This is a genomic window from Ideonella sp. A 288, from assembly GCF_002198735.1.
Classification (GTDB): domain Bacteria; phylum Pseudomonadota; class Gammaproteobacteria; order Burkholderiales; family Burkholderiaceae_C; genus Pseudaquabacterium.
The window spans coordinates 71,650-83,012 of sequence record NZ_MWLO01000135.1; the positions used below are offsets into that span (position 1 = coordinate 71,650).

Genomic DNA, 11,363 nt, shown 5'->3' on the forward strand with positions numbered 1-11,363 from the left:
TCACCGATGACGAACGACGTTTCCTCGCGCCTGGCCCTCACCGTCGGCCCGGTGCTGTACCACTGGCCGCGCGCCACGCTGATGCAGTTCTACGCCGACCTGGCCGACAGCCCGGCCGACACCGTGGTGCTGGGCGAGGCCGTGTGCGCGCGCCGGCGCGAACTGCGCCTGGACGACTGGCTGGCCATCGGCCGCGAACTGGCCGCCGCCGGCAAGGACGTGGTGCTGGTGGCGCAGACGCTGATCGAATCCGAGGCCGACCTGCGCCTGATCGAGCGCCAGGGCGAGCAGCACGAGTTCGCGGTGGAGGCCGGCGACGCATCGGCGCTGCAACTGCTGGCCGGACGCGTGCCCCTGGTGTTGGGGCCGCACCTCAACATCTACAGCCGCGCGGCACTCGTCGAGCATGCCGACCTGGGCGCCCAGCGCTGGGCGGCGCCGGTGGAACTGGCGCTGGACGCCATCGGCCTGGTCAACCCGCCGAACGACCCGGTGCGCACGCCGCAGGGCGAGGCCATCGCCACCGAGGCCTGGGTCTTTGGGCGCATGCCGCTGGCCTTCTCGGCGCGCTGCTTCACCGCGCGCCACCACCACCTGGCCAAGGACGACTGCGGCTACCGCTGCCTGGCCGACCCCGACGGCCTGGCGCTGGCGTCCACCGAGGGCCAGCCCTTCCTGGTGCTGAACGGCACCCAGACGCAATCCGCCACGGTGCAGAACCTGATCGGCGAAGGCGCCGCGCTGCGCGCCGCCGGCGTCTCGCGGCTGCGGCTGTCGCCCTGCGCCCAGGGCTTCAGCCAGGTGCTGGCCGACTTCGAGGCGGTGATGAACGGCGGAGCGAGCGAACAGGGCCGCGCCTCGATCACTGCCGACAGCCGCGCCGCGGCGTGGACCGCCCAAGGCGTGCCCGGCCCCTTCAGCAATGGCTATGCCCGCCGACTGCCGGGCATGGTCTGGAGCAACGCATGAGCGCACCCGTCGATCGCATCATCCCGGCCGGGCTGCCGGCCTTCCTGGCGCCGCTGCACCGGCGCGTCGTCCAGCTGGTCGAGCGCCTGCCGGTGACGCCGCCGTCCTTCGTCGCCGCGCGCGTGCTCGACCGGGTGCTTTTGCCGCGCCTGCCGGCCGACGCGCGCCAGGCGCTGGACCGCCGCCATGTCGAACTGTGCGTCACCGATTTCGGCCTGCGCGTGCGGCTGCAACTCACCCCCACCGGCTTCGCGCTGGCCGGCGAGCGCGGTGAGGTGGCGCTGCGCATCCTGGCCACCGGCTCCAGCTACCTGCGCCTGCTGCGCGGCGAGGACGATCCCGACCGCATGTTCTTCGAGCGAACCCTGGTGATGGAGGGCGACACCGAGCTCGGCCTGGTGCTGAAGAACACGCTCGACGCGATCGGGCCGCTGTGGCCGCGGCGGGCGCCGACCGCAGCGCCCAGCACGCGTCCTTGACCAGTGCGTCGCGCCGACTGCGCGACTGGCGCCGATGTTCAATGTGTCGGCCAGACGGACACGAGGGGCAACAAAGTCCAACCCTCGTTCCGGTGTCTCGAGGTCAGGGCCATTCGTCGGATCCTCTCCGATTCGACAGGCTCGACATGAGGTACTTCGGCGTCATCGGCTCCTCGCTGTTTGCCGACAACGCGTCGTGCTAGGCGAGGCTGAGGTCGATATCGAAACTGTTCGTCCAGGGCCCACCGAATGCGATGTGCTTGTAGTGCGGCATCGCCTGGGCGGCCTGGCCTGCCATCGCACCAGGTGCGAACACGCCGGCCAGGCCGGCCACGAGCAACGAGCCTTGACCAGGCACCCCTTCGACCACCACGTAAGTCGGGTTGATCGACACGTGCAGCGTCAATTGCTCGGCGAGTCCGGCAGCGTTCTCGTTCATCCAGACCGCCTGACCCGGAATCGGCAGGTTTGACAGCGCCAGCACCGGGGGTTGGTTCAACTCGGGCTTGGCGTTGATCAGGTTGGGCGCGCCATCGCTGACCAGATCCATCCAACTGCTGTAGGTCTTGCCGCCACGCGACTGCGACATCGTGATTTCGTGGCGCAAGACGTTCGCGTCCGAGTGCTGCGCGAAGGTGAAGTCGGTGACCGAGTGGCTGCGAGTGGTGCCGAAAGTGACGCCGCCGCCGGCGTTGCCGGTGGGTGTATCGCCGAAGAATCCGGCCGAGCCGTTGACGTTGTACGAGACCGAACTGCTGATCGAACCGGATTGGTTGGTGCCCTCGGGCGACTCGGTCTGGATGGTCCAGTTCGGGCTGGCCTTGTCGGGGTCCGGAGCGTCGCCCGAGCGCTGCAGCCACGCCAGGCACGACAGCTTCTCGATGTAGTAGCCGCGGATATCGTCCTGGTCAAAGTAGCCCTGCGTGCCGGGGCCCGTGGCCTGCGAGGAACCGACGCCCATCTCGCTGCCGCCGAAGTCGACGTAGAGAAACTTCTTGTGGACCTTCGGGCCGCCATTCGTCGTCACGAAGTCGTCGCCGGTGAGCTGCAGCTTGACGTTGAGACGGCCCGACAGCGTCTGGTGCAGGTCGTAGCCTCCGCACGGGCTCTTGTACACCTGGGGTGACGAGTACGGGACGGTGACGTTTGGCAGCGTGTTGACTTTCAGGCTCATGTCGGCGCTTTCGGTGACCCCCGGTGCGCCGGGAGTGGGTCGGAGGTTCGGCGGGCTTGGTCGGCGGCGTGGGCGTTCACCGCATCCGCGTGGTCATTTGAACAGCGCGTCGGGCACCTTTCCGTAGGTTCCCTCGACGGTGGTGGTCGGATCGGGGGGTACCCAATACTCGGACCCGGCGTCGACCTTGGTGCCTGCGATGTCGTCAATGTTCGATGTTGCGCCGGCCGTCAGGTCGCGGTCTTCCCGGAGGTAGGCGTCACCGGGGGCCGGTGGTCGGGTGTAGCCTGCACCGGGCACCGCATACGGTACCGCCCGCAACTGCATGTACTCGGCCTTGGCCGCCGTCGTCGCAGTGGCGAGGTCGGCGACCTCGTTGTTGATCGCGTTGCTCGGTGAGACGCTCGCGTCCAGCGTGATTCCGAGTTCGCTCTTGAAGAACGGCGCGATCTGCGCAACTGCCGCGTTGAACTGCCGCGTGCCACGGGTCGTCGCGTTCATCGGATCGGCGCGGATGCGCTCACAGCGCTCGACGACGGCGGACAGCGCGATGAGGTCGGCCTCCGAAATTGGCTTGTCCGGGACCGTGGCGCCGATCTCCTCGAAGAACTTGCAGGTCCCGACGACGAACCAGCTCTTCTCCCGCTGCTGGGTCTTGTACTGCGACCACACCTCGATGGCGTTCTTCAGGCCGAGCGTGAGGTCGTAAGGACTGATGGTCATTGTCAAGGCGCTGCTCCTCAGACTGTGACCGCGCGCGGCAACCACGCGCACCAGTCGGTTTTTCGTACCGGCGATGGTAGTGAGGTGTCGACGCCACCGCAACCCGCGCCAGGCGCCCGTGCACCTGTTGGCCGGCAGGTCCGCGCCTCAGAGGGTGGCGCCGGGGGCCTCATCGTCATCTGACAAGGAAGAATGGCGACCTCAGCAGTGGTGTCGTGACGAAGGCCCTGTCGACAGCACGGCGCCGGCAGAGGCGATGAGCCTGGCGCCTATCCTGCTGCTGGCGCTGCCGAGTGCGCTTTATGGCTTGTGGCTGATGCGCCATGTCGGCAAAGTGGATGCAACGACGGAGAACCCATGAATCGGATTGCCACCACCATCTTCTTCTGCCTGTCGAGCACCTTCGCGCTGGCTGGCCCGCCCAACCCGTCGGCCGCCGTGATCCACCGGCCCGTCAAGCCCACCACCCAGTCGCCAACCGGGGTGATCGGCTATTCGGCCAGCCACATGGACCGCAGCGTCGACCCGCGCCAGGACTTCTACGCCTATGCCAACGGCAACTGGCTGAAGCGGCTGGCGATTCCCGATGCCGAGTCCGACATCGGTGGTTTCTCGATGCTGGGCGCCAACCTGGATGGTCAGCTGCAGCGGCTGGCCGTGCAGGCCAGCCAGGGCCAGGCACCCAAGGGCAGTCAGGCGCAGCAGGTGGGCGATTTCTACCGGGCCGCGCTCGACATGCGGCAGCGAGACGCCGCCGGCCTGCAGCCGTTGCAGGCCGACCTGGACGCGGCCACGCGCGCCGTCGGCCCGGCCGACCTGGCCCGGGTGTCGCTGCGGCTGCAGGCCGGCACCGGCAATTCGCCGCTGTTCAACCTGATGACGGTGCCCGACCTCAAGGACAGCAGCCGCACGCAGCTGTCCCTGCAGTTCGGGGACCTGCAGCTGCCGCAGGACCAGTATCGCGATCCGGCCAGCCAGAAGATCCGTGACGTGTACGTCGACTACATCACCCGCATGCACCAGCAGCTGGGCGATGCGCCCGATGTGGCGGCCGCCAAGGCGCGCACCATCCTGGCGATGGAAGGGGAACTGGCGGCGAGGCGCTTGACGCCTCTGCAGTTGTACGAACCGGCGCTGATCTACAACCTGCTGTCGGTGGATGAGGCGCAGGCCCTGATCCCCGCCTTCGACCTGCGGGCGATGGCTGCGGCAGCTGAGCTGACGCTGCCCGCCCGGGTGCAGGTGTACGACCTCGGCGCGGCCAAGGCGACGCAGCAGTTGCTCAGCAGCCGGCCTGCGCAGGACGTGCAGACGCTGCTTCGCTGGTGGGTGCTGGCGCTGAACGCCGACTTGCTCGGCCAGCCCTGGTTCCAGCTCAGCCAGGACTACCAGCGCCAGCGCGACGGCCTGGCCACCTCGCTGCCACTGGAGCGCCAGGCGGTGAAGGCGCTGACGATGCAGCTGTACCACCCGATGTCTCAGTTGTATGTGCAGCAGTACTACACCGACACCACCCGGCGCGAGATCACGCAGATGGTGGGCCACATCAAGGCTGAGTTCGCCCGGCGCCTGAAGTCCAACCCCTGGCTGGATGCGCCGACCCGCGCCGCCGCGCTGGGCAAGCTGGCCCAGGTCGACATCCAGGTCGGCTACCCGCAGCGCTGGATCGACTTCAGCGGCGTGGAAATCCGACCCGACGACCACCTGGGCAACAACCAGCGCCTGGCCGCCTTCCGGCTGCAGCGTGAGCTCGACAAGGTCGGCAAGCCGGCCGTGCGCGAGCGCTTCGCCGAGGTCGGCCACACCACGCCGGTCTCGGTCAACGCCGCCTACGACCCGCAGCTCAACGGCATCGACATCACCGCCGCCATCTCGCAGCCGCCGTTCTACACGCCGGGCGCTGACCCGGCGGTGAACTACTGCACCATGGGTGCGGTGGTCGGCCACGAGCTGACGCACGGCTTCGACAACTTCGGAGGCAAGTTCGACGCCCAGGGCAATGTGCGCGACTGGTGGACGCCCCGGGCCACGGCCGAGTTCAAGAAACGCAACGGCCGGCTGGTCGCGCAGTACAGCCAGTTCCAGCTGCTGCCGGGACTGAAGGTCGACGGCGCCCTGACGCTGGGCGAGAACACCGCCGACCTGGGCGGCATCACGATGGCGCACGCCGCGCTGCACCGGGCGCTGAAGGGCAAGCCGCAGCCCAAGGTGGACGGCCTGAGCACCGACCAGCGCTGCTTCGTCGCCTGGTCCCAGCTGTGGATCTACAAAGCCCGCGAGGAGCTCATCCGCGTGCGGGCCGCCACCGACTACCACGCCAACAGCGTCGTGCGCGGTTACGGCCCGCTGTTGAACCTGGACGCCTTCCACAAGGCCTTTGGCACCCGGCCCGGTGACGCGATGTGGCGCAAGCCGTCCGACCGGGTGCGCATCTGGTGAACCGCGATCCTGGAGCGCTGCCAGGGCGGTCGCGGCAGGGGCGGGGAGCACGCTGCGCCACTGTCGCGACCTGAGCATGTCGATCAGGGCCTGCTTGTCGTCGGACGATGCCGGCCCGGCCTTGCGCCATCGCACAGGCTCGAGATGAGTTCACCGAACGGAAACACCACAGGCCCGCCTTGAAACTGAAGGTATACGGTCAGCGATGACGACCTCTTTGCGGCAGTCAAGTGGCGGGCGCAAGCGTCATCGTCGGGTCGCGCTCGGGCACCCGATGGGGCGCCCATTGGCGCGCCCTCAACGCAGCGCCAGCGGCGGCCCTTCGGCGCGCAAGCGGTCCAGCAGGGCCTCGGCGGGCCAGCGCCACGGCATGGACGGCAGCTCGGAGGCGCCCTCGTGCGCCCGCCACTGCTGCAGCACCCAGGCTGGCGCGCCCAGCGCGCGCAGCGTGCGAGCGGTGGCCAGCAGCGCGTCGTCGTCGACGTAGGCGGGGTGGTAGGTGGTACGCAACTCGTGGTCCACGCCGCTGGCCAGCAGATGATCCAGTGCGCGACGCACCGCATCGCCGCTGCGCCGCGTGCCGGTGAGTGCGTCGTACCGGGCGAAATCGGTCTTCACGTCGAAGCCCACCCAGGCCAGGTCGGGCAGCAGCGCCGCCAGGCGCTCGGGGTAGATGCCGGCGGTGTGCAGCGCGGCCTGCAGGCCCAGGCCGCGCACGTCGGCCACCGCATCGGGCAGGCGGGGGTCGAGCGTGGGTTCGCCTCCGCTGAACACCACGCCGTCGAGCAGGCCGACGCGGCGCGACAGCGTGACCATCACCTCGGCCCAGCCGGGCCCGCGGCCCGTGCCGCGCTCTTGCAGGCCGGGGTTGTGGCAGTAGGTGCAGCGCCAGGGGCAGCCCTGCACGAAGGCCACTGCGGCCAGGCGGTCGGGCCAGTCGGTGGTGCTCAGCGGCGTGAAGCCACCCAGCTCAAGCACAGGCCGGCGCGGGCGCTTCGGTGTCCACCTGCGGCGTCGGCGCGCGGCCGGGCTCGACGAAGTAGCGTCGCTGGTTGAACTCGCCCTGCTTGCCGATGTTGAACGACGCCATCGGGCGGTGGTAGCCCATCACGCGGGTCCAGACCTCGCAGCGCTGGCGCTCGTGGTCGGCCAGCAGCGGATGGGTGGGCAGGCTCAGGCAAACGGTCATGGAGGATCCTTGTCGAAGGTGTGGGCGCGTGGGCGGAGGGAAGGGCGCGGGCGCGCCGGTCACGGGGTTGCCGGAGCGGCCTGCAGGGCCGCGGCCTTGCGGGCCAGCGCTGCGTCGTCGCACTTCGGGCAGAAGGCGTGTTCGCCGGCCAGGTAGCCGTGCGTGGGGCAGATCGAGAAGGTGGGCGTGATGGTGATGTAGGGCAGGCGGAAGCGCGTCAGCGCGCGTTTCACCAGTTCGCGGCAGGCGGTGGCCGACGACACGCGCTCGCCCAGGTACAGGTGCAGCACGGTGCCACCGGTGTACTTGCGCTGCAGCGCCTCCTGCCGTTCCAGCGCCTCGAAGGGGTCGGTGCAGAAGCCCACCGGCAGCTGCGACGAGTTGGTGTAGTAGGGCTGCTCCGACGTGCCCGCCTGCAGGATGCCGGGCAGGCGCTTGCGGTCTTCCTTGGCGAAGCGGTAGGTGGTGCCCTCGGCCGGCGTGGCCTCGAGGTTGTAGAGGTGGCCGGTCTGCTCCTGCAGTTGCACGATGCGCTCGCGGATGTGATCCAGGTAGTGCAGCGCGAAGGCCTCGCCCCAGCCGGTGGTGATGTCCTCGAGGTCACCGCTGAAGTTGCGGATCATCTCGTTGATGCCGTTCACGCCCACGGTGGAGAAGTGGTTGCGCAGCGTGCCGAGATAGCGCTTGGTGTACGGGAACAGGCCGCTGTCGATGTGGCCCTGGATCACCTTGCGCTTGATCTCGAGGCTGGTGCGGGCCAGGCTGATCAGGCGGTCGGTGGCGGCCAGCAGCGCGGCCTCGTCGCCGGCGTGCAGGTAGCCCAGGCGGGCGCAGTTGAGCGTCACCACGCCCAGCGAGCCGGTCTGCTCGGCCGAGCCGAACAGGCCGTTGCCGCGCTTGAGCAGCTCGCGCAGGTCGAGCTGCAGGCGGCAGCACATCGAGCGCACCATGTGCGGCTCGAGGTCGGAGTTGAGAAAGTTCTGGAAGTAGGGCAGGCCGTACTTGGCCGTCATCTCGAACAGGCGCTCGGTGTTGGGGTGCTCCCAGTCGAAGCTGCGCGTGATGTTGTAGGTGGGGATCGGGAAGGTGAAGGCGCGGCCCTTCGCGTCGCCCTGCATCATCACGTCGATGTAGGCCTGGTTGATCAGGTCCATCTCGTGCTGCAGGTCGCCGTACATGAACGGCAATTCGCGCCCGCCGATCACCGGCACCTGCTCGCGCAGGTCGTCGGGGCAGGTCCAGTCGAAGGTGAGGTTGGTGAAGGGCGTCTGCGTGCCCCAGCGCGAGGGCACGTTGAGGTTGTGGATCAGCTCCTGCAGGCACTGCCGCACCTGCGGGTAGTCCATCGCATCCTGGCGCACGAAGGGCGCGAGGTAGGTGTCGAAGGAGCTGAAGGCCTGCGCGCCGGCCCACTCGTTCTGCAGCGTGCCGAGGAAGTTGACGATCTGCCCGACGGCGCTGGACAGGTGCTTCGGCGGCCCGGCCTCGATCTTGCCCGGCACGCCGTTCAGGCCCTCGTGCAGCAGCGTGCGCAGCGACCAGCCGGCGCAGTAGCCCGACAGCATGTCCAGGTCGTGGATGTGCAGCTCGGCCTCGCGGTGCGCCAGGCCCACCTCGGGCGGGTAGACGTGGTTGAGCCAGTAGTTGGCGATGACCTTGCCCGACACGTTGAGGATCAGCCCGCCCAGCGAATAACCCTGGTTGGCATTGGCATTGACGCGCCAGTCCTGTTGCGCCAGGTACTCGTTCACCGAGCGCTCCACGTCCACCGCCACCGAGCGGTCGGCGCGCAAGGTGCGGTGCTGCTCGCGGTAGACGATGTAGGCGCGTGCGGTGTCGAAGTGGCCGCTCTCCTGCAGCACGCGCTCGACCTCGTCCTGGATCTGCTCCACTCCGGTGACACGACGCTGCAGCCGCGCAGTGACGAGCAAGGTGAGCGACTCGGCGCGCGCGGGGCCGAACTCTCCGGTGGCCGCGCCGGCGCGGGCCAGCGCGGCGCCGATCTTGGCGGCGTCGAAGGCCACGGTGCGGCCTTCGCGCTTGATGACGGCCAGCGGGGTGGCGGTGGAGGCAGTGGGCGGTGTCGTGGGTTGCATCGTGTGGGCACTAGATGTGGTGTCTCCTGGACTTCAGGACACTAGCGGTAGTGTAGGAAGCCGGCGCGACGCCAAACCTTGATCCAGCCCAAAGCGGGGCGCGTCAGTGGGCGGCGCGCCATGCGGGCTTCCCCTGATGTCTACCCCTGCATCAGCCTGGCCAAGCGCGTGCCCCAGCGCGAATGCTCGGCCACCACCTTCAACAGCACCACCAGCGCCGGCCCCAGGAACAGGCCCCAGATGCCCCACAGTGCGCTCCAGAACATCAGGCCGATGAACACCGTGGCCGGGTTCATCTTCGCGGCGCGGCCCTGCAGCCAGGCGGTCACCAAGGTGCCGATCACGGTGGACATCAGCACCAGGTAGGTGGCCATCGCCAGTGCGGCGCCGATGGACTCGTGGGCCAGGAAGGCCTCGGCCGCGCCCAGCACGGTGAGCAGGGCCATGCCCAGGTAGGGCACGACGTGCAGCACTGCGGCGGTGACGCCCCAGCCCACGGCATCGGGCAGGCCGGCCACCGCGAAGGCCGCCCACACGGCGATGCCGATGGAGGTGTTGGTGATCAGGAGCACGCCGGCGTACAGCCGGGTCTGCCGGGCGCACTCGAACATGGCCAGGCGGGCGCTGTGGTGCACGCGGTGGTTGTAGCTCCACAGGCCGAGGAACCGTGCCGCCAGCGACTGGCCGCCGCTGAGCACGAAGAATGCGATGAACAGGATGATCGCCAGGTTGCTGGCCAGGCTCATCAGGGCGCTGGAGCCACTGACCGCCGTCTCGCGCAGGGCCACCGTGGCGCCGGCGGCCAGGCCCAGGTTCGGCGACGCTGCGGACGCTGGCGAGGCGACCGGCGTGGCCGCGGGCCGCCTGCCGGGCCGCGTCACCGGCTTGGTGGCGATGAGCCGGTCGGCGGCGCGGTCCAGCTGCTGCAGCGCATCGCGCGCCCGCGACAGCACCGACACCGCGGCCGTGTCGCTTTCGGCCAGTTGCTGCGCGGCCATGCTGATCATCTCGGGCACGCGCTCGGCCACGCGCACCAGTTGCCCGCCAAAGGCCAGCGCGCCGGCGGCCAGGGTGCCCATGGCCAATGCCAGGCCCAGCACGGTGGCCGCCAGGCCGCTGTGCAGCCAGGCCCCGAGCCGCGTGGTCAGGGGCATCAGCAGCATGGCGAGCATCAGGCCGGCGGTCAACGGGACCAGGAAGCGCTGGCCCCACCAGAGCGCGGCGATCACCGCCAGCGTGGCCAGCACGATGCTGGCGGTGCCGGACCGCGCGCGTGGTGGGGCCTGCGCCTCGGCCAGCTCGGCCGCTTCTGCGGGCAGCTCTGCCTGTGGTGCGGCGTCGGCCGCGATCATGGCGCCGTCGGCGGGCGGTGCGAAGGGCTGTTCCGGGGATCGGTTCGTGGCGACGACGGAGGTGCCGACGTCTGCCGTGCCGCCAGCGAAGCCACCGTGGCCAGCACCGACAGCCATCCTGCCGACGTCACCTTGGCCGTGACCTTGGCGAACAACTGTGGCAGCAGGGTGGCCAGCAATGTGGGGGTCAGGATCCACCGCCAGGGCCGGCCCCAGGCCAGCAGGGCGCCGGTGAGCATCGCGCCCAGCACCAGGCCCACCGGGTGGCGCTGCGCCACCGGGCGCAGCAGCGACTGCAAGGCCTCTGCCAGCACCTCGACGGCGATGCGCATCGGGTGCTTCGCCCACCAGGCACCGACGGCCTCGGCCACGGCCTCGCCGCCGGGCAGCGAGTGCAGCCCCTGCCGCCAGGCACTGTCCTGTTCGTTGGAAGGCGGGTCCGACTCCTCGGCACCGATGCCGGAGGCCTGGCGCAGGGCGGCGCGCAGGTGCTCGCGCGACCGGGCCAGTCGGTCGACCGGGCTCGGCAGGTCGGTCATCGGCCCGCCAGTTCGCGCAGCATCGAGAGATCGGCGGCCACCTGCTGGCGCAGGACGTGGAAGCCGCCGCGCGGGTTGGCTGTCCGTGCGGCGATGCCGCAGGCCAGGGCCACCACCGCGGGCAGAACCGGAGCAGCGACCAGCGCCCACGGCGCCAGCAGGGCCGCCGGGGGCGTGACGGCCCAGAGCATCAGGGCCACGCCGGCCAGCACCGCGGCCACGCCAGCGCAGCAGAAGGCCGTCGCACCCAGCACCGCACGCCGTTGCCAGCGGGCCGACGCGCTGCCGAACTCGGCCGCCACCAGATCGGCATAGGCCCCGGCATGGTCAGCCAGCAGTTGCGGCCGCGTCGCGGCCAGTTGAAGCAGGGGGTGCATGCGGTGATCCGTGCGCGGGTGGGGCG

11 protein-coding genes are annotated in these 11,363 nt (G+C 69.8%); 3 read left to right on the top strand and 8 right to left on the bottom strand.

What is annotated here, in order from left to right; all coding sequences use genetic code 11:
• Positions 1–6: 6 nt before the first annotated feature.
• Together EOINJALH_RS19420 and EOINJALH_RS19425 are read left to right on the top strand one after the other, a co-directional pair.
• On the top strand, positions 7–969 hold the full coding sequence (locus EOINJALH_RS19420) for a U32 family peptidase (protein ID WP_088283105.1): 963 nt from the start codon (positions 7–9) through the stop codon (positions 967–969).
• On the top strand, positions 966–1,448 hold the full coding sequence (locus EOINJALH_RS19425) for an SCP2 domain-containing protein (RefSeq protein ID WP_088283107.1): 483 nt from the start codon (positions 966–968) through the stop codon (positions 1,446–1,448). The genes EOINJALH_RS19420 and EOINJALH_RS19425 overlap by 4 nt, the downstream gene beginning before the upstream one ends.
• Before the next feature lie 199 nt (positions 1,449–1,647).
• Here EOINJALH_RS19425 and EOINJALH_RS19430 read toward each other — a convergent pair whose 3' ends face one another.
• Together EOINJALH_RS19430 and EOINJALH_RS19435 are read right to left on the bottom strand one after the other, a co-directional pair.
• Positions 1,648–2,622 carry a hypothetical protein gene (locus tag EOINJALH_RS19430; protein ID WP_088283109.1) on the bottom strand — a complete coding sequence of 325 codons (975 nt, stop codon included), beginning with the start codon at positions 2,620–2,622 and terminating at the stop codon, positions 1,648–1,650.
• A 93-nt stretch (positions 2,623–2,715) separates the two neighbouring features.
• Positions 2,716–3,351: a hypothetical protein gene (locus EOINJALH_RS19435; protein ID WP_144290097.1), complete on the bottom strand. Its 636-nt coding sequence runs from the start codon at positions 3,349–3,351 to the stop codon at positions 2,716–2,718.
• A 351-nt stretch (positions 3,352–3,702) separates the two neighbouring features.
• On the opposite strand from EOINJALH_RS19435, the gene EOINJALH_RS19440 reads away from it, so the two are divergent.
• Positions 3,703–5,784, top strand: coding sequence for a M13 family metallopeptidase (locus EOINJALH_RS19440; RefSeq protein ID WP_088283112.1), 2,082 nt, complete (start codon positions 3,703–3,705; stop codon positions 5,782–5,784).
• 297 nt (positions 5,785–6,081) lie between these two features.
• Here the strand turns inward: EOINJALH_RS19440 and EOINJALH_RS19445 are convergent, their stop codons facing one another.
• The 6 genes from EOINJALH_RS19445 to EOINJALH_RS19470 all read right to left on the bottom strand — a co-directional run.
• Positions 6,082–6,762, bottom strand: coding sequence for an anaerobic ribonucleoside-triphosphate reductase activating protein (locus EOINJALH_RS19445; protein ID WP_088283113.1), 681 nt, complete (start codon positions 6,760–6,762; stop codon positions 6,082–6,084).
• Complete coding sequence (gene nrdD / locus EOINJALH_RS19450; RefSeq protein WP_088283116.1) at positions 6,755–6,973, bottom strand: anaerobic ribonucleoside-triphosphate reductase; 219 nt, start codon at positions 6,971–6,973, stop codon at positions 6,755–6,757. The genes EOINJALH_RS19445 and nrdD overlap by 8 nt, the downstream gene beginning before the upstream one ends.
• 59 nt (positions 6,974–7,032) lie before the next feature.
• On the bottom strand, positions 7,033–9,069 hold the full coding sequence (locus EOINJALH_RS19455; protein WP_088283118.1) for a ribonucleoside triphosphate reductase: 2,037 nt from the start codon (positions 9,067–9,069) through the stop codon (positions 7,033–7,035).
• 140 nt (positions 9,070–9,209) lie between these two features.
• Positions 9,210–10,421 (bottom strand): AI-2E family transporter, encoded by a 1,212-nt coding sequence (locus tag EOINJALH_RS19460; RefSeq protein ID WP_088283120.1) that lies wholly within the window; start codon positions 10,419–10,421, stop codon positions 9,210–9,212.
• Positions 10,418–10,960, bottom strand: coding sequence for a hypothetical protein (locus EOINJALH_RS19465; protein ID WP_088283122.1), 543 nt, complete (start codon positions 10,958–10,960; stop codon positions 10,418–10,420). The genes EOINJALH_RS19460 and EOINJALH_RS19465 overlap by 4 nt, the downstream gene beginning before the upstream one ends.
• A partial coding sequence (locus EOINJALH_RS19470; protein WP_234413932.1) for a hypothetical protein occupies positions 10,957–11,363 on the bottom strand: 407 nt, incomplete at its 5' end. The genes EOINJALH_RS19465 and EOINJALH_RS19470, both read right to left, overlap by 4 nt.